Below are 23619 nucleotides of genomic sequence, written 5' to 3' on the forward strand. Positions count from 1 at the left end.
ATCTTGGTCATGCATGCCGACGAGCTGCTGGCCGAGATCGAGCCACTGACCTATCGGGCGCGATGCGCACGTCTCGCCGGGCTCCGCACACGACTGGACCCCGCCGAGCGGGCTCGCCTGCTCGGCGAGCTGGGCGAGCGCGGTGCCTATGAGCGTTCGCTGGGCCTGTTCATCGCGGCGGCCGCGCGTGATGAGGCTGCGCTGGACCACATCGCCGCCGCGGTCGGAGATGCCGATGCCGACGTCGCCGCCACGGCGATCGGCGCGGCCGTACGGCTCGGCGCCACCGACGCGACGGCGCTGGCCGCCTTCCTCAGGGACGCGCCGGCGGAGTCGCGCGCCCTGCTGTACCGGACCGTCCGCCGGCACCGCCGTGCCGATCTCGCCGAGAGCCTGCTCGGACCGGTCCGCGACCGGTGGGGCGACCGAGAGGCCGCGGCGTTGCTTCCCGCCTGCGGTGCCGAGGCGGTGGACCGCCTGCTGCCGGAGCTCTCCTACGCCGTTCCCAACTGGAGCACGCTGGGCCATCTTCATCCTCGGTCAATGCTCGACCAGGCCGAACGGGAACTGGCCGAGCTCCCCCGGCAGCTGCGCCGGGTGTGGTGGACGTCGCGGGGCCCCGGCCTGGCCGAGGCCGTACGCCACTTCCCGCTGCGGGTGATCGGCCTGCTGGAGGGGTACTGGGAGCCGACCGGGCCGAGCAGCGCGCTCGTACCCAAGCTGGGTGTGCTGATCGCCGCTGCTCCCGAGCGGATGTGCGACCTGTTGCTGCGTCCGGACGCCCGCCCGTCGCTGGGCCGGCTGCTCCGGGCCAGGAGCGTGCGCGAACGGCTGGTCCGGCTGCTGCCCGAACCCCGGCTGGCCGAGCTGCTGCGGGCCGTGCGGGAGGACGACGCCGCGCTGGTCCTCCTGCTCAGGGCGTTCCCGCCCGCCCGCAGGGAGCCGGTCTTCGACGCGGCCATGGCGGGCATCGACCTTTCCGCCAGGGAACTCGCGCCCGCGGTGCTCGACGTCCTGCCCTTGGCCCGGCGCGGCCGCGAGGCCCACCGGATGCTGGGGCTGCGCAAGGTCGCCGATGACCCGTGGCGGATCCTCGAGGTCACCGCCTTCCTCCCCTACGAGCAGGCCGCCGACACGCTGCGGGAGGTGACGCGGCGCGCCGATGCCGAGGAGCGAGGGCGCGGCTACGAGCTGCTGATCGCCTGCGCGGGACGCGGCCGGGACCCGGAGATCTTCAGCGACGCGCTCGGGTCACTGGCGAGGCTCCGCAATGAGCAGGACCCGGTGCGGCAGCGGGCGTTGCGGGCGCTCACCGCGGTGCCGCCGGGCCTGTTGCGGGCCGGGCACACCGCCGTGCTCGGCCGGTTCGTCGAGGACGCCCTCAACGCACGTGACCTGTCCCATCAGACCGTGCACGCGCTCTCCCGGCTCGTCGCGTCGGCCTTCCGGCAGGGTGCCTCCCGTGGCGACCGCGACCTGACGGCCTTCGCGCTCGACGCGCTCGGCACGCTCGCCGACTGCGGCAGCGGGGTCCTCATCGGCCGTCTCGACGACTGCCTGCGTCGCGGCGACGAGCACGCGCTGGTGCGTGGCCTCGTGCCCTGGCTGGAGCGGGACAGCGCCAGGGACGAGTTCCGGCTCACCTTCGCCCTGGCGACGGCGCTCGGCCGCCGGGGCGACGACGTGCCGGAGCTGCAGGCGGCCCTGGAGAGCGCCCTGCACGCCAAGCGCGACAGCGTCATCACCCGGGCGATCGAGCACTGGCTCCGCCCATCGCGCACCCGGGCCGAACGCGTGGAGCACGTCATCGGGGTGGACCGTTCGTCCGTGGTGCTGCCCACGGTGTTCCGCGTCCTCGCGACGGAACGGACCGATCTCCTGGGGAGCGTGCTGTCGGGCGACATCCCGGGCGGCCGGTTCTGGCGTCGCTCGATCACCTTCGTCCCCTACGTCGCGCGGCCGTGGCCGCGCCGGTGGACCGCCGCGCAGCGAGCGGCCTACCTCAGGCTGCTGCACCGGGCCGCCACCGACCGCTCCGTGCCCGAGCGCGAACGCGCCCGTGCGGTCCGCCTGATCGGTGACGTGCCCTCCACCTCGGCCGATGAGCTGCGCCGTTACCTGCGTGCGCGGGAACCGCTGGTCCGGCGGGCGGCGCTGACCGCCGCCGCCTGGACCGCGAGCCCGCGATCCGTGCTCGGCGACCTGCTGGCCCACGTCACCGGCGATGACGCGCACGTCGCCGCGTACGCCGCCACGCGGGCGGCCCGGTTCACCCCGCCGAGCGCGTTGCCGGCCGCGCTCGCACCGGTCCTCGCGGAGGGAAAGATCACCGCCCGCAAGGAGGCGGTACGGCTGATCGCCCACCATCGCGTCCCGGACGCCGGGGGCATCCTCGCGCAGGCCTGGGACCGGGAGGGACAGCACCGCGACGTCCGTACCGCCATCGTCTCGGCCGCCCGGCAGCTCCTCGACCTGCCGGTCGGCGAGCGGATCCTGACCGAGGCGGTCGCGGGCTCCCGCGACCTGGCCCGCCAGGTTCTCGGCGCCGCGCCGCTCACCGTCGAGCCGCGCCACCGCGCCCGGTACGCGGGTCTGGTCGTGAACGCCGCACGCTCCGCCGACCCGGCGGTACGGGGCGAGGCGCTCGGCTGGCTGCCCTCGTGGGCGTCCTGGTCGCCGGAGGCCACCGGCACGCTCGCCGCCCGGTTCCAGGACCTCACCGAGACCGCCACCTGGCGGATCGCCCTCGACGGGCTCGTCACCTGCGCGATGAGCGGTGACGCGGGAACGGAACTGCGGAATGCCGTCGCGGCACTCGCCACCGCCGACGAGCCCGCCGACGCGGAACCGGAACGCGACCTTCCCGTCGCGCAGCGCCTCGACGCCGCCGTCACCGCGCTCGCCCGGGCGGCGCGAGCCGACCGCGACCACGCCGATCCGGTCCTCGCGGCGGTGGACGATGTGCTGCCCGAACCGCTCGGCGCACTGCTCGCGGCCTCCACCCTCCGCTGGGACCGGCCGGGAACCCTCGCCGCGCTGCTGGACCGGCCGATCGGCTCAGCCTTCGCGATCGCCGAGGTCGCCGGGGTGCTGACGCGGAGAGCGGGCGGCACCGAGGCGTTCGCGGACGGGCCCGCCCGGTACGCCCGCGCGGCCGGGACGGTTCCTTCCTCCGCGGACACGCCGGATCCGGCCGACGTGCTCCCCCACGCGACCGCCGCGGCCGGACGCGACGACCTCGTCGCCGGGGCCGCCGCCGTGGCGCTCGTCCAGGCCTGCGGGCCCCGCGCCGGATGGTCGGCTCCCTGGCGCGGGCTGCTGCGCCGGCTTCGCACCCACCCCCACCCGGACGTCTCCTACCTGGCCCGCCGCGTCCGTACGGCCACCGAATAACGGCCCGAGGTCACCGCTTCGACGTGGACCGGGTTCGTCCTCAGGGCCGGCCGGGGCGCGGGCCGGCCCGCATCGGGGCGGGCCGGGACGAGAGAAGCGATCTCGTTCCGGCCCGCCGGTCGGTCAGGTCAGGAGCGGATGCCAGCCGTCGCGGTAGCGGACGCCGCCGCGACGGAGGCGGACCTCGTCGTGCCAGGTTCCGGGGACCGGTTCGGTCTGCACCAGTTCGGGGCGTTCCACGACGACGCACACGTCCTCGCCCGGCCACCACCAGCCGCAGGAGCGCGCCAGCGCCGCCCAGTCGCCGAGGTGGTCGAGTGCGTCCGGCCCGTACCTGGCCAGTCCGAGCCGGTGCAGGGTGTCGTAGTACGCGACCCACGCCGCGTCCTGTTGCCCGTACCAGCACACCGGGACGGGGCGTCCGCCGGCCAGCGTGCGAAGAACGGGTTCGCGGAACCCCGTGGCGAGGCTCCGGTGGAGTGCGGTGCGGATGCCCTGGTGCAGCACCACGCCCAGAGGCACACCGGTGTCGAGCGCCGTCAGCGGCGGCAGTTCGGGCCAGGGCTTGTCCTTGCCCTTCCGCGCCGCGGACAGCTCAGGGTCCAGATAGGCGACACCGGCACTGAGCGTGCCGCGCAGCTGGGACGCGACCATGGCCAGATCGCTGGCCAGTGGTGGTGTCCCCCGCGGACGAGGATCCCGGATCCACGCGTACAGCTGGTCGAGCGTCGGCGAACCCGCGATGAGCGGGATCGCCTGATGCGGAGACTCGACCCACGTGAAACGGGGTTTCGGCCGCGCCATCCTCGCGTAGACGGCGGTCAATGCCGCTTCGGCGGTCCGCCGGTCGGCCGGCCGGGTGGACAGGCCGTGGTCGAGCCACTCCTGCCGGATCTTGAGAGCTTCCCGCCATCGGTCGTGAGCGTTCTTGCCACGGACGCGGATGACGGTCTCGGCGGCGTCTTCGCGCCGCGCGGGCGCGATCAACGCGCGAGGGCGTCGCCGCCCTTTCGGTTGGAGATCATGCTCTGATGATGGCCTGTCTCCCCGGCCCGCGCAAGCGGCGCCCCTGCCCGGCGTCAGAGCTCGACGTGGCGGTGTCCGGCCGGCACCCGCACGGAGCGGGCCCGGCCGTTCCCGGGGATCACCTTCACGTCCGTAGGCGCGGCGGCGGTGATGTCGAAGGAGGCGCCCTTCTCGGTCAGTACGAAGTCGCGCACGGCGACCCGTCCGCCCTCGCTGCGGAAGATCGGCCGCCCGTTCCTGGTCACGGTCGTCGATCGGGGGCCCGCGGTGACCGCGTACCGGTGACCGCGCAGCACCAGGTTCGACACCGAGTTCGTGCCCGGGAGCGTCAGGCTGCCGAACATCAGCGCCTCCGGGTCGTCCCACGGGTCGTCCGACAGCAGTTCGTGAATGGTCTGGATGGCCATCGCGTTGCTCCACGAGTAGGTGCGCCACGCCGTGTCGACGGCCGAGTCCATGATCGACTGATCGGGCTCCGGGTCGAACGACTCCGGGAACCATCCGTCGCGGTCGTAGGCGTCCAGGTACATGCGGGTGCTCCGCGCCGCGAACTCACCGGCCTCCCGGTCGAAGCCGTACCGCTTGAGTCCCTCGTACACGGTGAAGTTCATCGGCGGCCACGCCGCGCCCTTCCACTGCTCCGGCGCCGTGCCGTCGTTGTACTTGGTGAAGAACTTGAAGTGCTTCGACCGCGGATGCACCGGGCCACCCGAGCAGTACGTCGGGTCGTCGCGTGCGACGCTGGGGATGACGTAGTCACCCCAGAACTCCTCCGGGTCGAGCAGGTGATCCGCGACGAGCACGCGGGCACGCTCCGGCGTGGCGATTCCGGCGAACAGCGGATAGAAGACCGTCGGTGTCACGACCTCGTTCCAGCCGCCGTCCAGGTAACGGCTGAGGTACAGCCCGCGCTCCTCGTTCCAGAGCCGGTCGTTGACACCTGCCTTGATCCGCTCGTACACCGCCTCGAACCGGGCCGCGTCGGCCGCCTTGCCCTGCAGGCGTGCCATCTTCGCCAGGAGCTCGGCCATCAGCGCGTAGTAGGCGTTGAGCGCCACGTCGGTCAGGTTGGTGTTCGGACGCGGGTCGCCGCTTCCGCCCTTCTTCGGGACCTTCTGGTAGTCGGCGTAGACGGGGCTGTCGTCCAGCCCCAGATGGTTGCCGCGCCCGCCGATCCGATCACCGAAGTACGGCGTTTCGAGCAGGCCGTCGCCGTCGGCGTCCCACTCCGGCAGCAGATCGAAGAACGCGACCAGCTGGGGATAGACGGCGACGACGAGGTCCCGGTCCCCGAGCCTGGTGTACAGGCGCCACACCGCGTACGCGTGCATGGGTCCGGAGTTCTGCTGGTCGTAGCGCGGTCCGTTGATCTTCACTTGGTTGGGCGGTGGCGGCGCGGCGAAGACGTCGCGCTCGTGCTGCATGGCCAGCTCGGCGCTCACCGACGTGGCCTCGATCGCGTCGAAGGCGGAGTCCCAGCCGGTGAACAGGCCGCCGGCGCCACCCCAGCCCCACATCACGAAGTTCCGCAGGGTCGTCCTGTCGTAGTTGGTGTTGAGCGACAGCGCGTCCCGTACGGCGTCGGCGACGCGGCCCACCGGCCCGGTTCCGGTGAGATATCCACGGGCGACACGCGCCTGGGCGGCGTCGAGCCGGGCCCTCGTCTCGTCCCGCGGGGCGGGTTTCAGGGTGACGGGCGCGTCGTCGCAGGTCGCGGTGAAGGTGATCGTCTGTCCCTTGGCCAGGTCGTAGCGCAGCGCCGCGACGGCGGTACCGGCCGCGCCGGACCCGCCGGTCTCACCGGCGACCATGTCGGCGACCGAGGCGTAGAGCGTCGTACGCTCGGCCGGCTCGCCCGGCGCGAGCGCGAAGTAGCCGGTCCTCGACGCGTTCGCGACGCCGGGTTCGCTGCCGAGCACGCATCCGTTCGCCACCGCGAACTTCGGGGTCTCGGTCCACGGCGCCGCGACCTCGAGCACGATCGACAGGTCCGCGTCGAGCGCGGTCACCGCCGCGACGACGCCGCGGCCGCCGTCGGTCCGCGCGTAGCGGACGCGGATGGTGCGCTTCTGCGCCTGGACCGTCGCGTACTTCTGCTCCAGCTGCGGGAGCGACGCCTGCGCGTCGGTGAGCTCCTGCGCGGTGAACCAGTCGGGATGGGCGATCACCTCACGCAGCGCGTCGAGGTGCGCCGGCATGATCTTGCGGTCGTCCGAGCTGACCGTGACCTGCTTGTAGACGCCGTCGGGGGCGGAGGGGCCGAAGCGCCACAGGTTGTTGGTCATCTTCTCCCTGATCAGGCCTCCCGCGGCCGTCAGCAGGCCCACCCGGACCGCAAACCGGGCCTCGTCGCGGGTGACGAACAGCGCGCCGGTCCAGTCCTGGTCCTTCACCCCCGGCATGGCGAACGGACGGGCGAGCGTCGGGTACGGGATCTCGCCGGGCCCGGCCGTACGGCCCGCGGCGGCCGGTGACTCATCGGCCGCCGAGGCCCGGGCCGCCGATCCGAGCGGCCCCGCGGTCAGTCCGCCCAGCCCTGCCAGTCCAGTGCCGGCCAGGAACTGCCGACGTGCCATGCCTGTCATCGCGGACCCTTTCGCATCGCTCTGTCAACGCTGGTGATCGGCCGTCGGCCGGTCAGGTGGTGCGGGGAAGGCCGGCCGGGGGCTCCGGGCGGCAGGGAACGCCGTGGCCGGTGGCCTGGGCGGGGTCGCGGTGCAGGTGACCGGGGCGTCCGCCGGGGCGCAGCGGGCCCTCGAAGAAGAACCCGGTCAGCTCCCCGTAGATCTCGACGATGTCGTGCTCCTCACCGGCCGGGGTGCACAGCAGGTCGCCCGGTCCGACGAGGTGGGTGTGCGGGCCGCTGGTCACGGTGGCCCGGCCGGTGATGATGAGCCAGTACTCGTCGCAGTCGTGGTGGTGGCGGTCGAACCGCCCACCGGCGGCCGGCACCCGGAAGGGGCCGGCCGCCGTGAGGGTGGACCACGCGGGGCGGTCCCGGCTCCAGGTGCCGCCGTGCGCCGTCCTGATCAGGGTCACCGGCCGGCCTGCGACCATTCCGGGACGGCACCGGCCTCGTGCAGGCAGAAGTCCGGGGCGCTCTCCAGCGCCTTCTCCTCGCCGCCGGGCGTGTAGGTGACGATCAGGCGCAGCGGCCGCCAGGTGTCGTTCTGGGTGGAGTGGTAGGCGCCCTTGGGGATGTGGACGGTGTCGCCCTCCCGGATGGTGAACGGCTCACCGTCGTCCACCATCTGGGTGGCCTCGCCGGAGATGACGTAGATGATCTCCTCGGCGCCGGGGTGGTTGTGCCGGGCGTGGCCGCGGCCCGGATTGATGATCACCTCACCGAGGGTGCTGCCCGCCCCGGGCACGCGGGACGGAGTGACGAACCACTTGATCGATCCCCAGTCGAAGGACATGGTGGCGACGTCGCCGGGAGTGACGTGCATGGCGGTCCTCTCAGATCTGCAGTGACTTGAAGGCGGACACCTGGGCGGTGATGGCCTGTTCGGTCGGCAGCCGTTCGACCGATGAGGCTCCGAAGAAGCCGGCCACGCCCGTGGTGTGCTCCAGGACGTACGCGGCGTCGGCGGGCTCGGCGATGGGACCGCCGTGGCACAGCACGATGACGTCCGGGCGGACGGCCACCGCCGCGTCGCGCATCGCCTGGACGCGTTCGACCGCCTCGTCCAGCCCGATCGCGGTGTTCGCGCCGATGCTGCCCTTGGTGGTCAGGCCCATGTGCGGCACCAGCACGTCGGCGCCGGCCGCGGCCATCGCCTCGGCCTGGGCGGTGTCGAAGACGTACGGCGCGGTCAGCAGGTCCCGCTCGGCGGCGAGCCGGATCATGTCGACCTCCAGCTCGAAGCCCATTCCCGTCTCTTCCAGGTTCTGCCGGAACACCCCGTCGATCAGGCCGACCGTGGGGAAGTTCTGCACGCCGCTGAAGCCCGTCTCGGCGAGCCGGTCCAGGAACCGGGGCATCAGCCGGAAGGGGTCGGTGCCGCACACTCCGGCCAGGACGGGGGTGTCGCGCACCACCGGCAGCACCTCGCCCGCCATGTCCAGGACGATCTGGTTCGCGTCGCCGTACGGCATCAGCCCGGCGAGCGAGCCCCGGCCGGCCATCCGGTAGCGGCCGGAGTTGTAGATGATGATCAGGTCGGCGCCGCCGGCCTCGGCGCACTTGGCCGACAGCCCGGTGCCGGCCCCGGCGCCGATGATCGGGGTGCCTGCCGCGACCGTGCCGCGGAGGCGGTCCAGTGCGGTGCTGCGGTTCACGTGGTCCCTCCCGCATCTTTGATCATTAGGTCCAGCCGTTCGGCCATGGCCCGGCCGAACTCCGGGTCGTTGATGTGCAGATCGAGGTCGACCAGTTCCACGGGCGACCCGGCCACGCCCTTGGCCAGCTCGGCGAAGCACTCCCCGTCGGCCTCGGGCCGGTGGAAGGCTGCGCCCTCGGCGTCCAGCGCGGACACTCCACGGCGCGGCAGGTAGAGCGCGACCGGGCCGCGCGCCGCCCGGAGCCGGCCGGCGATCCGCCGGCCCAGCTCGGCCATCTCCTCGGCGGTGGTGCGCATGAGCGTCACCGTCGGGTTGTGGACGTACAGGTCGCGGTCCGCGAAGCGGTCCGGGACGGTGTCGCGGGGGCCGAAGTTGACCATGTCGAGGGCACCCGGCGCGACCACCTGCGGCACGCCGTGCGCGCCGGCGGCGGTCAGCCGGTCCGGCCCCGCCGACAGCACGCCGCCGACCAGGTCGTCGGCGAGTTCGGTGGTGGTCAGGTCGAGCACCCCGGCCAGCATCCCGCTCTCGGCCAGCCCCTCCAGCGCCCGGCCGCCCGCACCGGTGGCGTGGAAGACCAGCACCTCGTAGCCGAGTTCCTCCAGCCGGGCCCGCGCCGCCTCGACGGCGGGCGTGGTGACGCCGAACATCGACGCGGCGACCAGCGGGCGCTCGTCGGCGCCGGCCGGGATGGACGCGGTGGCCATCCCGGCGACCGCCGCGGCCGCGTTGCCGAGGATCCGCCGCGACACCCGGTTGACACCGGCGATGTCCACGACGCTGTAGGTCAGCGTGACGTCCTTGGCCCCGACATAGGGGGAGACCTCGCCCGAGGCCATGGTCGACACCAGCAGCTTCGGCACGCCGATGGGCAGCTCCCGCATCGCGCGGGCGGCGATGGCCGAGCCGCCGCTGCCGCCGACGGCCAGCACGCCGTCGACCCGGCCCCCGGCGTACAGGCCGGCGAGCACGGCGGCGGCGCCCTCGGACATGGTCGCGACGGCGGCTCCCCGGTCACCGGCGGCGCGCAGCTCCGCCAGGTCGCTGTCGGCGGCCCGGGCCACCGCGACGTTGCTCACGTCCGGGACGATGCCGTCCGGGTCGCCGGTGCCGGCGTCCACGACGAACGGCGTGCAGCCGTGCTCCCGCAACCGGTCGCGCAACCAGGCGTACTCCCGGCCCTTGGTGTCCAGGGTGCCGATGAGAACGATCGTCGTCACCTCAGCCGTCCTTCCCGTTACCGGCCGCGACGGCCCGGTCCGCGAAGACGCCCTTGGCCACGTTCACCGCGTTGATGGCGCGCGGGAAACCGGTGTACTGGACGCAGTGGATGATCACCTCGACGATCTCCTCCGGGGTGAGGCCGACGTTGAGCCCCGCGTTGATGTGCCCTTTGAGCTGCGGCGCGCAGTCGCCCATGCCGACCAGCGCGGCGATCGAGGCGATCTGCCGCTGCCGCAGGTCCAGGCCGGGCCGGGAGTAGATCTCGCCGAAGTTGAAGTCGATGCCGTAGCGTCCGAGATCGGCGCCGGGGCCGCTGAGCGCGGCCAGCAGCCGGTCCGCCGCGCCCTCTCCGTACACCTCGTCGTAGCGGTGCCGACCCCGCTGCGAACCAGAACCGTCCATGTGGTGGTCGTTCCTTCCCGGGTGGGCTTTCAGATGGAGTGGCCGCCGTCCTGCGGCAGGATCACGCCGGTCAGGTACGCGGCCGACGGCAGGCACAGGAAGACGATCGTCTCGGCGAGGTCCTCGGGACGGCCGAGGGTACGCGTGGGGATCTGGGCGAGCAGCGCCTCCCGGACCTCGGGGGTGTCCCGGTCGCGGCCCGGAGTGTGCTGCGCGCCCGGCGCGACGCAGTTCACGGTGATCCCCTCCTCGGCCAGCTCGATCGCCAGCGCCTTGGTCAGCCCGACCACGCCTGCCTTGGCCGCCGCGTAGCCGGTGGCGTTCCGTACGAGTCTCCCTCCGCGCAGCGCGGCGATCGAGGCGATGCTGACGATCCGGCCGCCGTCCCGGCCCCGCATGGCCGGCAGCGCCGCACGGGTCATGTTGAACACGCTGGTCAGGTTGGTGTCGACCATCCGCTGCCAGTCCTGCGGCGTCATCTCGGCGAACGGCCGCACCATGCCGCCGCCGGCGTTGTTGACCAGGATGTCGATGCCGCCCCAGTCGTCCCGTACCTGGTCGGCCGCCCGCTGGACGTCGTCGAAGTCGGTGAGGTCGGCCTCCAGTTCGAGGGCCTCGCGTCCCACCTCCCGTACCGTCTTGCCGAACCGGGTCAGCCCCTCCTGCGCCAGGTCGACCCCGGCCACGTCGCAGCCCTCCCGGGCCAGCGCCCGGCTGATGACCTGGCCGAGCGCACCGCCCGCGCCGGTGACGACCGCCTTCTTGCCGGCCAGCCGCATGGTGGATCCCCTTTCGTCGATGTGCGTCAGTGCGAGTGCGTCATTTGAGGGCACCCGAGGTCATGCCCTGGATGAAGTGCCGTTGCAGCACCAGGTAGACGACGATGATCGGGACGCTGGCCAGAGTGACCCCGGCGGCGATCATGGAGCGGTCGACGCTGTACTCGCCGATGAAGAACATGATCCCGGTGGACACCGGCCGCAGGTTCTCGTCCTGCCCGTACAGCAGCGGGATCAGGAACATGTTCCAGGTGAACATGAACTGCAGCACCACCATGGTGATCAGCCCCGGCCGGGCCAGCGGCAGCATGATCCGGCTGAACACCCGCCACTCCCCCGCGCCGTCCAGCCGGGCCGCGTTGCCGATCTCCTCGGGCAGCTCGCGGAAGAACGAGCGCATCAGGAAGGTGCCGAAGGCCAGGCCCAGCGCGATGCTCGGCACGATGACGCCCCAGTAGCTGCCGAGCAGGTCGAGGTCGCGCACCAGGTAATACTGCGGCACCATGATCGACTGGAACGGGATCATGATGCCCAGCAGGAACAGCCCCAGCAGGTACCGCTCGCCGGGCAGCCGCCGGGTGCCCAGCGCGTAGCCCGCCAGGCAGGACAGCACGGTCACCCCGGGTACCACGAACGCGCAGTACAGCACGGTGTTGCCGAGGTACTTGCCGAACCGCCCGGTGGTCCAGGCGTCGGCCAGGTTCCCCCACTGCGGGCTGGTGGGCAGCCCGAACGGATCGGCGTTGATCTCGCTGTTGGACTTCAGCGCCGACGACCAGATCCACACGAACGGCAGCAGGAAGAGCACCAGGAACATCGCCAGGATCACGTACCGGGAGGTGCGCGTGATCATCGGTCGCCCCTCTCGCGCAGGCGTACGACGGCCAGCGACACCACCAGCGACAGGACGGTGAGCACCAGCGAGATCGCCGCGCCGTAGCCGACGTCGTTCTCCATGAAGGCCTTCTGGTACGTGTAGGTGGCCAGCAGCTGGGTGCTGTTGTCCGGGCCGCCCTTGGTCATGATCCAGACGTGGTCGAACGCCTGGAACCCGTGCACCAGCAGCAGCACGGTGACCAGCGTGACCGCGCTGGACAGCTGCGGCACGACGACGTGCCGGAACCGCTGCCAGGCGCCGGCGCCGTCCACCCGGGCGGCGTCCAGCAGGTCCTGGTCGACGTTGTGCAGCGCGGCAGTGAAGATGACGAAGGCCAGCCCGATGGTGGCCCAGACCGAGGCGACCAGCACCGCGTAGAGCGCGAAGTCCGGGTCGCCCAGCCAGCCGCGGCTCCACGACCCCAGGCCGACCGCGGACAGGCCGCGGTCGAGGATGCCGAAGGCGGGGCTGTAGATCCAGCTCCACACGATGCCGACGATGATGGCCGGGAGGATCTGCGGCATGAAGTAGACGGTGCGGAACACCGTGAACCCCCGTGGCCGGCTCCACACCAGCATGGCCAGCAGCAGGCTGACCGCCATCGCCAGCGCGGTGCCGAGCACCACCCAGATCAGGTTGTGCCACAGCGCCCGCCAGAACAGGGTGTCGTGCACGAGCCGGTCGAAGTTGCCCAGGCCGATGAAGGTCTTGTGGGGCTTCGCGCCGTCCCAGTCGGTGAGGCTCAGATAGACCGACTGGACCAGCGGATACAGGATGAACAGGGCGTACACGGCGAGCGCCGGCAGCACGAACAGGTAGCCGGACACGCGCCGGTCGCCGGGCCGGCGTCGGGCGGCGGGCGCGGTGGAGCGCCCGGCGAGCGGCGGCCTGGACCGGGTCATCGTGGTCGCCATGCCGCCTCCCTCCGCGGAGGGGGGAACGTCTCCATCACCTACCGTCCCTTCTCCCACGCCTTCTGCAGGTCGTCGGCCTGCCGCGCCGGAGTCTTGCGACCCTGGACGACCGCCTGGAAGCCGCTGGTCATCGCGTTGAGGAAGCCGGGCGACGCCTTGCCGTGGTTGACCGAGTAGCCGAGGTTGCGGGTGGCGTCGCCGCCGCCGTTCTGCGCGGCGCCGAGCGCCTGCTTCTGCAGGGGCGACAGCGACCAGCCTGAGGAGTCGAACGGCACGGGCGGGAAGATCTTGCCCTGCTCCACCCAGACGCGCAGTGCCTCCGGCTGGTAGAGGGAGTCCAGGAACGCGCCGGCCTCCTCGCCGCGCTTGGACTTTGCCGAGATGTAGTAGGCCGAGCCGGTGCCCGCCGGGTAGACGCGGTCACCGCCGTCGATGGACGGCATCGGCATGATGCCGACCTCCTGGCCCGGCAGCCCCTTCTCGACGGCGCCGACGGCCCAGGTGCCGTTGAGGTTCATCAGGGCCTTGCCGGACAGGAACATCGACTGCGCGTCGGGGCCGTGCAGGGAGTTGAGGCCGTCGATGAACGCGCCGGCCTTGACCAGGTCGACGAAGAACAGCTGGATGGCCTGCTTCATCTGCGGGGTGTTCCAGCTGCCCTTGCCGTCGAAGACCAGATCTCCCATGGCCCTGCCGCCCACGATGTTGTTGGTCATCAGGGAGAAGGCCCACCAGCACGGGTAGACGTCGGCCTGGCCGTAGGCGATCGGGATGAGCTTCTTGGCCTTGGCCTTGGCGCAGAAGCTCAGCAGTTCGTCGAAGGTCCGCGGGACGGTCAGCCCGGACTTGTCGATCAGCGTCTTGTTGTAGAACAGGGCGGTGGTCTCGGTCTCGTTGGGCAGGCCGTAGAGCTTGCCGTCCAGCCGGGCTTCGCGCAGGGCGAACGGCGTGATCTTGTTCAGCCAGCCGTGCTCGGCGGCCAGGTCGTCCAGCGGGAGGAGCAGCCCGGCCTCGGCCAGCACTCCGGCGTTGCCCTTGCCCACCTCGTAGTAGATGACGTCGGGGCCGGTGCCGGAGGCCAGCGCGGTCTTGCCCACGGTGGTCATCTGGTCGCCCGGCTGGGTGGTGCGGTCGATGGTGACGCCGGACGACCTCCGGTAGAGGTCGTAGACCTTCCGGACGGCCTCGTTCTGCGGTGACGTGGTGAACTGGTCCCAGACCTTGAGCGCGCTGCCGCCGCCGTCCGAGCGGCCGAAGCCGCAGGCACTCAGCCCCAGCGCCGCGCCGGCCGCGCCGCTCAGCCGCATGAAGTCGCGGCGGCTCGGACCCGGGGCGGTTCGTCTGCCGATGTTCATGGGATCCTCCGGTGGGTGAGGTGCCAGGCGGCCGTGAGACGGTGGCGGCCGGACGGGACGGCGCAGACCAGTTCGCCGTCGTGCCGGGCGAGGACCTCCACCCGTTCGGCGGCGGGGCGGCCGTCCACGAGGACGGTGCCGGGGTCGGTGGTCGGCACGTGGACGGTGGCGGGCTCGCCCGGCGGGACCAGCACGTCGAGGGCGATGCGGTCATCGGTCAGCGACCAGGCCGACTCGATCCGTCCGCGTACGGTCTCCTGGGCGGCCGAGGCCCAGGTCAGCCTGCCGCCGGGACGCGGGCGCACCACGATGTGGCGGTAGCCGGCGGAGTCGGGCGCCTGCCCGATGCCGGCCACTCCCCCGTAGAGCCAGTCGCCGACGGCCCCGAGGCTGTAGTGGTTGAAGGAGTTCATGTTGGCGGACTGGAAGCCGCCGTCCGGGGTCCAGCCGTCCCAGCGCTCCCAGACGGTGGTGGCGCCGTGCCGTACCGAGAACAGCCAGCTCGGGAACGTGTCCTGGTGGAGCAGGGCGTACGCGAGGTCGGCGCGGCCGGCGCGGGTCAGCACCGGGCACAGCAGGGAGACGCCGATGAACCCGGTGGTCAGGTGATGGTCGTGCTTCTCCACGTCGGCCGCCAGGTGTCCGGCGGCGGCCTGCTCGAGTTCCGGCGGGACGAGCCCGAACTCCAGGGCCAGCAGGTAGCCGGTCTGGGTGTCGCCGTGGACGCGGCCGTCCGGGCCCACGAACCGGTCGGCGAAGACCCGCCGCACGTCCGCCGCCAGCGCCTCGTACCGCGCCGCGTCTCCGGGACGGCCGAGCACCCGCGCGGCCCTTCCCACCAGCTCGGCGGACCGGGCGAAGTAGGCGGTGGCCAGCACCTCCCGGGGAGTCTCGGCGCCGATCTGCAGCCAGTCGCCGTAGTGCCGTCCGGTGCGATGGCGCCAGACCAGGTCGGGGTTGTGCCGCCGGATGTGTTCGACCCAGCGCGTCATCGCCGGGAAGGAGCGGTCCAGTATCCGTTCGTCGCCGTACAGCCGGTACAGCGTCCACGGCACGATCACCCCGGCGTCACCCCAGCCCGGTGCGCCCTCACGCAGGATCGACACCTTGGGCGCGACGTCGCCGAACGCGCCGTCCTCGTCCTGGCCGGCCAGGACGTCCTCCATCCAGCCGGCGAAGAACGCGGCGACGTCCGCGCCGCGGGCCGCGGTGGGCAGGAAGACCTGGGCGTCGGCGAGCCAGCCGAGCCGCTCGTCCCGCTGCGGGCAGTCGGTCGGCACCGAGACGAAGTTGCCGCGCTGCCCCCAGCGGATGTTGGCGTGCAGCCGCTCCACGTCGGGGTCGCCGCAGGAGAACTCGCCCGTCCACGGAGTGTCGCTGTGCAGCACCGCGCCCACCACGTCGCCCGGTTCCGGCACCCCCGGATAACCGGACAGCTCGACGTACCGGAAGCCGTGGCAGGTGAAGACGGGTTCGTAGACCTCCACCGGCTCGCCTGAGCAGACGTAGACGTCGCGTGCCTCCGCGCGGCGCAGGTTGGCGGTGTAGAGGCCGCCGTCCGGGTCGAGCGTCTCGGCGTGGCGGAGCACGATGTGGCGGCCGGGCTCGGCGCCGCGTACGGTCAGCCGGACCCGGCCGACGATGTTCTGGCCGAGGTCGGCGATGACCGTGCCGTCGGGCCGGGCCGACACCTCGACCGCCGGGAGGCGGCTCGTCACCCGGACGGGCTGGGCGCGGGCGGCGCGCAGCTTCGTGGTGTCGCGGCCGGCGACGATCGCCCGCGGCCAGCCGGAGTCGTCGAAGCCCGGCCTGTCCCAGCCTCCGTGCGGCTCCCGCGCGTCGTGGAACTCGCCCATCAGCAGGTCGGAGTGGCGGACCGGGCCGGGCGACTCCCGCCAGGTCTCGTCCGTACCGAGCCACATCCGTTCCCCGTCGGGGAACTCCACCAGCAGCCGGGCGACGAACGCGGGCCGGTCTCCGTAGATCTTGCCGGCGCGGCGCGGGTCGAAGCCGACGAAGCCGCTCCACCAGCCGTCTCCGACGAGCGCCGCGAGGACGTTCGTGCCTTCGCCGACCAGGGCGGTGACGTCGTAGGCCCGGTACTGGACGCGGTCGCGGTAGTCGCTCCAGCCGGGTTCGAGCTCGGCGTCCGACACGGGCCGGCCGTTGACGCTCGCCCGGTAGACGCCCTGCGCGGAGGCGTACAGCCGGGCTCGGGCGGGCCGCCGGGGCAGCGCGAAGGCCCTGCGCAGCCGCAGGCAGGGCGCCAGGTGACGGGTGTTGAGGGTGCGGTGGTCGTCGCGGGGCGGCTCGAACAGCGGCAGCGTGTTCTCGTCCCGGGTGATCCAGGCGGCGCCGGCCCAGCCGTCCGGGCTCCGCAGCCCGGTCTCGAACCAGGACGACGCGTGCCCGTCGGGCCGGCCGTCGCGGCTCCAGACCTCGACGTCCCACCGGTAGCGGGTGCACGGCCGCAGCGCCGCCCCGTGGTAGGCCGCCGAGGTGGCGTCGGACTCGATGCGGCCGGTGTCCCAAACCCCGGTGCCGCCGGAGCCCGTGGCGGGTTCGGCGGTCACCCGAATCCGGTAGGCGCTCTGCCGGTCGGCGACGCGAGAGGAGCGCAGCCGCCACGACAGGCGTGGCGCCGGCTCATCGACGGTGGTCGGCTCATCGAGGAACTCGCAGGCCAGGCCGTAGGGAACGAGGCTCCGCACGGATCGGCCACCTCCTTTCGGACGCACCCGGCCGCCGTATATGGGGCACGACAGGTGATCCAGGTCACGTACCGGCCGTGATCGTAAGTCGCGTTTTTCGGATTGGTCAACCGGTTGACCAATTTGCGAGGGCGGTTTACGGTCCGGGAACAAACCAGGCATTCAGAAGGGCGGCCGGGCGATGGAGTACTCCCTCCTCGGGCCTTCGGGCATTCGGGTGTCGCGGATCTGCCTCGGCACGGCGACGTTCGGAGTGGCCCCCGCCGCCGACGACGCGACCCGCCTTGTGCACGCCGCCCTCGACCGCGGGGTCAACTTCGTCGACACCGCGAACTCCTACGGCCATCTCCCGCACTTCGACCGTCCCGGTACGCCGCCGGCCGCGGCACGTGAGCCCGCCGAGGAACTGGTCGGCCGGGCGCTGCGCGGGCGGCGCGACGAGGTGGTGCTGGCCACCAAGGCGGGCGAGCCGGTCGGACCGGGCGTGGGCGACCGGGGGCTGTCCCGGCGGCACCTGTTCCGCCAGCTCGAGGCCAGCCTGCGCCGGCTGCGCACCGACCACGTCGACGTCTACTACGCCCACCACCCCGACCCGGACACGCCGCTGGCGCAGACGCTGCGGGCGTTCGACGACATGGTGCGGCAGGGCAAGGTGCGGTACGCGGCGCTGTCCACCTACCCGGCCTGGCAGCTGACCCACGCCCTGTGGATCGGCAGCGACCTGGGGCTCGACCCGCCGGTGTGCGCCCAGGTCCGCTACAACCTCGTGGACCGCGCGGTGGAGCGGGAGATGGTGCCCGCCGCCCGGCGGTTCGGGCTGTCCCTCGTGGCCTTCAGCCCGTTGAGCGGCGGGCTGCTGGCCGGAGAGGACGCGGCCTCCCGCGAGTACGCCGGCGAGCGGCGGTGGGGCGGACAGGGCTACTCGGCCCGGCAGCGGGAGGCGGCCGGACGGCTGTCCTCGCTGGCCCGGGAGTGGGGGCAGCCGCCCGAACGGCTGGCGCTGGCCTGGCTGCTGGCCCGCCCCGGTGTGGCCAGCGCCATCGCCGGCCCCGAGACCCTCGCCGAGCTGGACGCGAGCGTGGCGGCCGCCGGGCTCACCCTCGCCCCGGAGCAGGTCGCGGCGCTCGATGAGATCGGCGAGAGCGGCCGGGACCTCGTCGAGCTCGTCCGCCGGTCGACCGGGTGATCAGAAGGTGACCGCCGTGACCGCTGCCGCCTCTCCAGAGCCCACGCCCCGGCCGACGCGCGCCGACCCGCGCGACGCGACGCTCGACCGCACCCGACCCGCCACCGGACCGCACGACCGGACCCGGACCGGAAGATGACCGCCATGACCGCAGCCACCTCCCCAGAGCCCACGCCCCGGCCGACGCGCGCCGACCCGCGCGACGCGACGCTCGACCGCACCCGACCCGCCGCCGGACCGCACGACCGGACCCGGACCGGAAGATGACCGCCATGACCGCAGCCACCTCCCCAGAGCCCACGCCCCGGCCGCTCGGGCACGGGCCGCTGCGGGCCGATCTGCTCGGCGCGGCGCTGGACCGCGTCCGGTTCGCCGGTACGCCGGTGCTGCGGCGGGTCTACGTCGGCGTCCGCGACCGTGACTGGCGGACCGTGCCCGCGCAGGTGCTCGGCGTCGAATCCGAGGGCGGCGACCGCGTCACGGTCCACGTCCGGCACGACGACGGCGACGTCGGCTTCCGCTGGACCGGCACGATCAGCCTCACCGACCGCGAGCTCACCTTCGAGATGGACGGTCAGGCCGAACGCGACTTCCTGCGCAGCCGCGTCGGGCTGTGCCTGCTGCACCCGCTGCGCCTGGCCGGGACTCCCGTGCTCGTGCGGGGGCCCGGCGGCGAGCACACCGGCCGGTTCCCCGAGCGGATCAGCCCCCACCAGCCGCTGCGCGACATCGTCGCGATGCGATACCGCGACGGCGGGCTGGAGGTGTCGATCGAGCTGGACGGTGACGTCTTCGAGACCGAGGACCAGCGCAACTGGACCGACGCCTCCTACAAGACCTACGGCACTCCCCTGTCGCTGCCCTTCCCCGTCCGGCTGCGGCGCGGCCGGCGCGTTCGCCAGCGGATGCGCCTGAGCGTCACCGGCCGGCCCGCCCCCGCCCGGACGCCCGCGCGAGGTCCCGCCGGAGTGCGGCTCGGCGCGGACGGGCCGCCGCTTCCGGCGATCGGGTTGCAGCACCGCGGCCTGGTCCCCGCCGAGTCGCGGGCTCTGGCCGAGGCCGGGCCCGCCTTCGTCCACGCGGACGTCCGGGTGGATCTGGACGGCTGGCGGGAACGCGTCGCCGAGGCGAGCGAGGTCGCGCGGGAGCTCGGCGTCCCGCTGCGGGTCGGCGCGGTGCGCGTGACCCCCGGCCAGCTCGCCGAGCTGGCCGGAATGCCCATGGACACGCTCCTGCTGTTCGGCCCCCGCCTGACCACGACGCGCGAGCTCGCCGAGGCGGCGCGGCGGGTGTTCGCGGGCACCGGCGTACGGATCGGCGGCGGCAGCCGGGCGCACTTCGCCGAGCTGAACCGGGCGGACGGGCTGCCCGTCGACCTGCTGGACCTCCTGTGCTTCCCGATCACGGCGACCGCGCACGCCGACGACACCGCCAGCGTCCTGGAGACCCTGCGGGTCCATCCCCGGGTGGTGGCGCAGGCCCGCGAGCTGGCGGGCGGGCGGCCGGTGCTGGTCGGCCCGGTGAGCCTGCGGCCCGCCTGGGATCCGTGGGCGCCGGACGCACCGCCCCCGCCGCCCGATCCCCGGCACCGCGGCCCGTTCGGCGCGGCCTGGACGGTCGGGGCGCTGGCGGCGCTGGGTCTCGCGGGCGCGGCGGAGATCTCCCTGTACGAGACGACCGGCCCGCGCGGCGTGGTGGGGGCGCCGGTGTGGCACGTGCTCGCCGCGCTTCGCCCGTACGCGGGCGGGCGGCTCGTCCGGCTGGACCTGCCGGACGGGCTGACCGGCCTGGCCGTCCGCAAGGACGCCCGCCATCTGATCATCGTCGCCAACCCGTCGGACGAGCCACGCGCCCTCGACCCCGGCGGGCGCGACTGGGAACTGCTCGCGGAGTCCCCGCTCGCGGACGGCGTACGGCCTGCGCGCGACGGCCCGCTCGTCCTGCCCGGCCCGTCCGTCGCCTTCAGTCCCCCGACCACCCGTACCCGCCAGGAGAGGACTCCGGATGCCTGAGCCGTTCCGCGTCGGCCTGACACGCGACTTCCTGACCGACGACGGCCGCATCGGCTGGGGCGACATCGGCCTGCGCCGGCTCGATGAGGCCGACGGCGTCGTCTGGGACTTCCTGCCCGCCGCCGAGAACGGAGAGCTCGCCGCCGCCGACGTCGCCGGGGACGACGCGCTCATCGTGCTGGGCCCCCGGGTGACCGCGGCCACCGTCGCCGACGCCGACCGGCTCTCACTGGTGGCGCGCTTCGGCGTCGGCTACGACAACGTGGACGTCGCGGCCTGCACCGAGGCGGGAGTGCTGGTGACCATCACGCCCGACGGTGTCCGCAGGCCCGTCGCGGTGTCCGCGCTCACCCTGCTGCTCGCGCTGTCCCACCGGGTGCTCGACAAGGACCGGCTGGTCCGCACCGGCCGGTGGAACGACAAGCTCGACCACATGGGCGTCTCCCCGTCCGGGCGCACCCTCGGACTGATCGGGTGGGGCAACATCGGACGCGAGGTGTCGCGGCTGTGCGAGCCGCTCGGCATGACGCAGCTGGCCGCCGACCCGTACGCCGATCCGCAGGCCGCCGCCGCGCGGGGCGTCGAACTCGTCGAGCTGGAGCAGCTGCTGGCCCGCGCCGACTTCGCGGTCGTCACCTGCGCACTCACCCCGCAGACGCATCACCTCCTCGACGCCGGCCGGCTCGCCCTGATGAAGCCCACCGCGTTCTTGGTCAATGTGGCGCGCGGGCCCATCGTCGAGCAGAGCGCGCTGACCGAGATCCTGGCCGAAAGGCGCATCGCGGGCGCCGCCCTCGACGTCCTCGAAGCCGAACCGCCGCGCCCCGACGATCCCCTGCTGTCGCTGCCGAACGTGCTGCTCGCCCCGCACGCCATCGCGTGGACCGACGAGCTGGCCCTGGGCAACGGCGAGGGCGCCATCGCCGCAGTACTCGACCTGGCCGCCGGCCGGGAGCCGGCACACCCGGTCAACCCGCAGGCACTGGACCATCCCCGGCTGCGGGCACGCATCCGCCACTCACGGAAGGCCGTTCGTTGACCACGACCCTGAAGCAGGGGCTCCGCGACGGAGACCTCGTCCTGGGCACCTTCGTCTTCGAGTTCGCCACCCTGGGCATCGGCCGGCTGGCCGCCGGGGCCGGGGCGCAGTTCGTCATCTACGACGCCGAGCACACCGGCTGGGGCTGGGAGACGCTCGGCAGGCTGGTCGCCACCACGCGGGACGCAGCCCCTCTCATCCGGGTACCGCACGCCGCCCGTACGACCATCTCCCGCGCGCTGGACACCGGGGCGCGCGGCGTCATGGTGCCGATGGTGGAGTCGGCCGAGGAGGCCCGCGACATCGTGCGCTGGGCCAAGTACCCCCCGGACGGGGTGCGCGGCGCCGCGTTCGGCGTCGCCCACGACGACTACGCGGCCACGGACAACGTCGCCTACATGCGGCGAGTCAACGAGGAGCACCTGGTCATCACGCAGATCGAGACGGTGGCGGGGCTGGCCGCGGTCGAGGAGATCGCCGCCGTCGACGGGGTGGACGTGCTGTGGGTCGGCCACTTCGACCTGACCAACAGCATGGGCATCCCCGGGCGGTTCGACCACCCCGACTACCTGGCCGCGCTGGACCGGGTCGCGGCGGCGGCGCGGGCGGCGGGCAAGCACGCCGGGTTCATGGCCGGCGGACCGCAGGAGGCGGAGATGCTGATCAAGCGCGGCTTCCGGATCCTGGCGTACGGCGGCGACCTGTGGATCTACCAGGCGGCGCTGCGGTCCGGCCTGAGCGAGGTACGGGGACTTGGCTGACATTCCCGGCCGCCCGCCGCGGGTGGACTTCGTCGACCACGTGGCGGTCGCGGTGCACGACGCGGACGCGGCGCTGCCGTTCTACGTGTCCCGGCTCGGGCTGAAGGTCGTCGGTGATGAGGAGGCCGACGAGCCCGGCGTCCGGCTCACCTACCTGGACGGCGGCAACGTGCTGATCCAGCTCGTCCAGCCGTTGCGGCCCGGCCCGGTCGCCGACTTCCTGCGCACCCGCGGCGAGGGACTGCACCACCTGTGCTTCAACGTGAAGCGGATCGAGCCGGTGCTGGACGCGCTGCCCGGCGAGGAGGGCGCGAGGATCTTCGCCGGCGGCCGGGGGCGGCGGGCCTGCTTCCTGCTGCACGAGCCGAACGGAGTCCGCGTCGAACTCACCGAAAGGAAGCCCGTCCGATGACCCGTCCGATCACCATCGTGCTGGACGACGACCCGACCGGCACCCAGTCGGCCCGGGGCGTCCCGGTGCTCCTTGATCCGGAGGCCGATCCCACCCGGGTGCCCGGCGCCGACGACGCGGTGTACGTGCTCACCAACACCCGGGCGATGGAGGAGGACGAGGCCGTGGCCCTGCTGCGGCGCGTTCGCGCCCGGGTCGACGCCGCCGGGGTGCGGGCGGAGTACGTCCTGCGCGGCGACTCCACGCTGCGCGGGCACGTCTTCGCCGAGTCGGACGTGTTCGGCGGGGACGTGCTGCTGTTCGTCCCGGCGTTCCCCGCGGGCGGGCGGACCACGGTCGACGGCGTGCACTACGTCACCGTGGACGGGCGCCGGCAGGTGGCCGCCGACACGGAGTTCGCGGCCGATCCGGTCTTCGGCTACCGGGCCCGTACCCTGCCCGGCTGGGTCCGCGAGATCGGCGGCCGCGACGCGCGTCCGGTCGACCTGGCGGCGCTGCGCGCCGACGGGCCGGACGCGGTGGCGCGGGCGCTGTGCGCGGCCCCGGCCGGCACGGTCGTGGTGCCGGACGCCGAGACCGACGACGATCTCGCCGTCATCTCCGCGGGGCTGGACCGGGCGCGGGCGGCCGGCCGCGCGGTGACGCTGCGGTGCGCCGCCCCGCTGGCCGCCATGCGGGCGGGCCGGCACTCCGCCCGGCCGGTTTCACCCCCCGCGCGGGGTCGCACCGGCGGTACCCTTGTCGTCTGCGGCTCGCACACCGACGCGAGCAGTCGGCAACTCGCCGCGCTCTCCCGCGACCTGAAGACACCAGTGCACACCGTATCGACGACCGCCGCCCTGTCCGACCCGGACCGGGAGGGGGCGCGCCTGGCCGCGGCGCTGGGCGCCGAACTCGCTCGTGGCGGCGTGGCCATCGTGGCCAGTGAGCGGACGCGGCGGGCGGAGCACGGCGCCCTCCGGCACGGGGCCCAGGTCATGCGGGCGTTGTGCGGGGCCGTCACCCCGAACGCGCGGCTGCTGGCGGCCGTCATCGCCAAGGGCGGCATCACCTCCGCCGAGGTGGCGCGCCGCGGGCTGGGCGCACGGACGGCCCGGGTGGTGGGTCCCCTGCTGCCCGGAATCGCAGTGTGGGAGGTCCCCGCTTCGGCGGGCGGCCCCATCCCGTACGCCGTCGTGCCCGGCAACGTCGGCGGCGAACGGACCCTGGTCGACATCGCGCACGTCTTCGGGCTGATCTGAGAA

20 protein-coding genes are annotated in these 23619 nt (G+C 73.3%); 8 read left to right on the forward strand and 12 right to left on the reverse strand.

Going from position 1 to position 23619, the window contains the following annotated elements; translation table 11 throughout:
* The first annotated feature begins 9 nt into the window (after window positions 1-9).
* Window positions 10-3393, forward strand: a complete 3384-nt coding sequence (locus tag ACQEV1_RS29455) for a hypothetical protein (protein ID WP_433397646.1) — start codon at window positions 10-12, stop codon at window positions 3391-3393.
* Window positions 3394-3516: 123 nt separating this feature from the next.
* Here ACQEV1_RS29455 and ACQEV1_RS29460 read toward each other — a convergent pair whose 3' ends face one another.
* The 12 genes from ACQEV1_RS29460 to ACQEV1_RS29515 all read right to left on the reverse strand — a co-directional run bounded on the left by ACQEV1_RS29460 (window position 3517) and on the right by ACQEV1_RS29515 (window position 16965).
* The gene (locus ACQEV1_RS29460) at window positions 3517-4380 is read right to left on the reverse strand and encodes a DUF6745 domain-containing protein (protein WP_433397647.1); all 864 of its coding nucleotides are present in this window, start codon (window positions 4378-4380) and stop codon (window positions 3517-3519) included.
* A gap of 92 nt (window positions 4381-4472) precedes the next feature.
* Window positions 4473-6995, reverse strand: a complete 2523-nt coding sequence (locus tag ACQEV1_RS29465) for an MGH1-like glycoside hydrolase domain-containing protein (RefSeq protein WP_433397649.1) — start codon at window positions 6993-6995, stop codon at window positions 4473-4475.
* Between the two features lie 61 nt (window positions 6996-7056).
* Window positions 7057-7458 (reverse strand): cupin domain-containing protein, encoded by a 402-nt coding sequence (locus ACQEV1_RS29470; protein WP_285622089.1) that lies wholly within the window; start codon window positions 7456-7458, stop codon window positions 7057-7059.
* Window positions 7455-7868, reverse strand: a complete 414-nt coding sequence (locus ACQEV1_RS29475; protein ID WP_285578661.1) for a cupin domain-containing protein — start codon at window positions 7866-7868, stop codon at window positions 7455-7457. The genes ACQEV1_RS29470 and ACQEV1_RS29475 overlap by 4 nt, the downstream gene beginning before the upstream one ends.
* Before the next feature lie 10 nt (window positions 7869-7878).
* The gene (locus ACQEV1_RS29480) at window positions 7879-8700 is read right to left on the reverse strand and encodes a phosphoenolpyruvate hydrolase family protein (RefSeq protein ID WP_285622091.1); all 822 of its coding nucleotides are present in this window, start codon (window positions 8698-8700) and stop codon (window positions 7879-7881) included.
* Window positions 8697-9923 carry a Tm-1-like ATP-binding domain-containing protein gene (locus tag ACQEV1_RS29485; protein ID WP_433397652.1) on the reverse strand — a complete coding sequence of 409 codons (1227 nt, stop codon included), beginning with the start codon at window positions 9921-9923 and terminating at the stop codon, window positions 8697-8699. Before ACQEV1_RS29485 ends, ACQEV1_RS29480 begins: the two co-directional genes overlap by 4 nt.
* 1 nt (window position 9924) lies before the next feature.
* On the reverse strand, window positions 9925-10329 hold the full coding sequence (locus ACQEV1_RS29490) for a carboxymuconolactone decarboxylase family protein (RefSeq protein ID WP_285622095.1): 405 nt from the start codon (window positions 10327-10329) through the stop codon (window positions 9925-9927).
* Window positions 10330-10358: 29 nt separating this feature from the next.
* Window positions 10359-11108, reverse strand: coding sequence for an SDR family NAD(P)-dependent oxidoreductase (locus tag ACQEV1_RS29495; protein WP_433397655.1), 750 nt, complete (start codon window positions 11106-11108; stop codon window positions 10359-10361).
* A 40-nt stretch (window positions 11109-11148) separates the two neighbouring features.
* Entirely contained in the window at window positions 11149-11961 is an 813-nt protein-coding gene (locus tag ACQEV1_RS29500) for a carbohydrate ABC transporter permease (RefSeq protein WP_433397657.1), read from the reverse strand.
* A complete protein-coding gene (locus ACQEV1_RS29505) occupies window positions 11958-12899 on the reverse strand; it encodes a carbohydrate ABC transporter permease (protein ID WP_433397658.1) in 942 nt (313 codons plus the stop codon). The genes ACQEV1_RS29500 and ACQEV1_RS29505 overlap by 4 nt, the downstream gene beginning before the upstream one ends.
* Window positions 12900-12937: 38 nt before the next feature.
* Window positions 12938-14254, reverse strand: coding sequence for an ABC transporter substrate-binding protein (locus tag ACQEV1_RS29510; RefSeq protein WP_433397660.1), 1317 nt, complete (start codon window positions 14252-14254; stop codon window positions 12938-12940).
* Window positions 14251-16965: a family 78 glycoside hydrolase catalytic domain gene (locus ACQEV1_RS29515; RefSeq protein ID WP_433397662.1), complete on the reverse strand. Its 2715-nt coding sequence runs from the start codon at window positions 16963-16965 to the stop codon at window positions 14251-14253. Before ACQEV1_RS29515 ends, ACQEV1_RS29510 begins: the two co-directional genes overlap by 4 nt.
* Before the next feature lie 181 nt (window positions 16966-17146).
* Here ACQEV1_RS29515 and ACQEV1_RS29520 point away from each other — a divergent pair, with 181 nt between their 5' ends.
* The 7 genes from ACQEV1_RS29520 to ACQEV1_RS29550 all read left to right on the forward strand — a co-directional run bounded on the left by ACQEV1_RS29520 (window position 17147) and on the right by ACQEV1_RS29550 (window position 23616).
* Window positions 17147-18151: an aldo/keto reductase gene (locus ACQEV1_RS29520; protein ID WP_433397664.1), complete on the forward strand. Its 1005-nt coding sequence runs from the start codon at window positions 17147-17149 to the stop codon at window positions 18149-18151.
* A 144-nt stretch (window positions 18152-18295) separates the two neighbouring features.
* A complete protein-coding gene (locus ACQEV1_RS29525) occupies window positions 18296-18418 on the forward strand; it encodes a hypothetical protein (RefSeq protein WP_433397666.1) in 123 nt (40 codons plus the stop codon).
* A 5-nt stretch (window positions 18419-18423) separates the two neighbouring features.
* The gene (locus ACQEV1_RS29530) at window positions 18424-20163 is read left to right on the forward strand and encodes a hypothetical protein (RefSeq protein ID WP_433397668.1); all 1740 of its coding nucleotides are present in this window, start codon (window positions 18424-18426) and stop codon (window positions 20161-20163) included.
* Window positions 20156-21202 carry an NAD(P)-dependent oxidoreductase gene (locus tag ACQEV1_RS29535; protein WP_433397670.1) on the forward strand — a complete coding sequence of 349 codons (1047 nt, stop codon included), beginning with the start codon at window positions 20156-20158 and terminating at the stop codon, window positions 21200-21202. Before ACQEV1_RS29530 ends, ACQEV1_RS29535 begins: the two co-directional genes overlap by 8 nt.
* A complete protein-coding gene (locus ACQEV1_RS29540; protein ID WP_433397672.1) occupies window positions 21199-21963 on the forward strand; it encodes an HpcH/HpaI aldolase family protein in 765 nt (254 codons plus the stop codon). The genes ACQEV1_RS29535 and ACQEV1_RS29540 overlap by 4 nt, the downstream gene beginning before the upstream one ends.
* Window positions 21956-22375, forward strand: a complete 420-nt coding sequence (locus tag ACQEV1_RS29545; protein WP_285622120.1) for a VOC family protein — start codon at window positions 21956-21958, stop codon at window positions 22373-22375. The genes ACQEV1_RS29540 and ACQEV1_RS29545 overlap by 8 nt, the downstream gene beginning before the upstream one ends.
* Window positions 22372-23616: a four-carbon acid sugar kinase family protein gene (locus ACQEV1_RS29550; RefSeq protein ID WP_433397674.1), complete on the forward strand. Its 1245-nt coding sequence runs from the start codon at window positions 22372-22374 to the stop codon at window positions 23614-23616. Before ACQEV1_RS29545 ends, ACQEV1_RS29550 begins: the two co-directional genes overlap by 4 nt.
* The last annotated feature ends 3 nt before the right edge of the window (window positions 23617-23619 follow it).

Source organism: Actinoallomurus sp. CA-142502 (assembly GCF_050936355.1).
Taxonomy (GTDB): domain Bacteria; phylum Actinomycetota; class Actinomycetes; order Streptosporangiales; family Streptosporangiaceae; genus Actinoallomurus; species Actinoallomurus iriomotensis.

Bases quoted from the DNA above. Each gene is read 5' to 3' on its own strand.
- ACQEV1_RS29455 (WP_433397646.1), top strand. From the start codon at position 10: ATGCATGCCGACGAGCTGCTGGCCGAGATCGAGCCACTGACCTATCGG.
- ACQEV1_RS29465 (WP_433397649.1), bottom strand. From the start codon at position 6,995: ATGGCACGTCGGCAGTTCCTGGCCGGCACTGGACTGGCAGGGCTGGGC.
- ACQEV1_RS29475 (WP_285578661.1), bottom strand. From the start codon at position 7,868: ATGCACGTCACTCCCGGCGACGTCGCCACCATGTCCTTCGACTGGGGA.
- ACQEV1_RS29490 (WP_285622095.1), bottom strand. From the start codon at position 10,329: ATGGACGGTTCTGGTTCGCAGCGGGGTCGGCACCGCTACGACGAGGTG.
- ACQEV1_RS29495 (WP_433397655.1), bottom strand. From the start codon at position 11,108: ATGCGGCTGGCCGGCAAGAAGGCGGTCGTCACCGGCGCGGGCGGTGCG.
- ACQEV1_RS29500 (WP_433397657.1), bottom strand. From the start codon at position 11,961: ATGATCACGCGCACCTCCCGGTACGTGATCCTGGCGATGTTCCTGGTG.
- ACQEV1_RS29505 (WP_433397658.1), bottom strand. From the start codon at position 12,899: ATGGCGACCACGATGACCCGGTCCAGGCCGCCGCTCGCCGGGCGCTCC.
- ACQEV1_RS29510 (WP_433397660.1), bottom strand. From the start codon at position 14,254: ATGAACATCGGCAGACGAACCGCCCCGGGTCCGAGCCGCCGCGACTTC.
- ACQEV1_RS29520 (WP_433397664.1), top strand. From the start codon at position 17,147: ATGGAGTACTCCCTCCTCGGGCCTTCGGGCATTCGGGTGTCGCGGATC.
- ACQEV1_RS29525 (WP_433397666.1), top strand. From the start codon at position 18,296: ATGACCGCAGCCACCTCCCCAGAGCCCACGCCCCGGCCGACGCGCGCC.
- ACQEV1_RS29530 (WP_433397668.1), top strand. From the start codon at position 18,424: ATGACCGCAGCCACCTCCCCAGAGCCCACGCCCCGGCCGCTCGGGCAC.
- ACQEV1_RS29535 (WP_433397670.1), top strand. From the start codon at position 20,156: ATGCCTGAGCCGTTCCGCGTCGGCCTGACACGCGACTTCCTGACCGAC.
- ACQEV1_RS29550 (WP_433397674.1), top strand. From the start codon at position 22,372: ATGACCCGTCCGATCACCATCGTGCTGGACGACGACCCGACCGGCACC.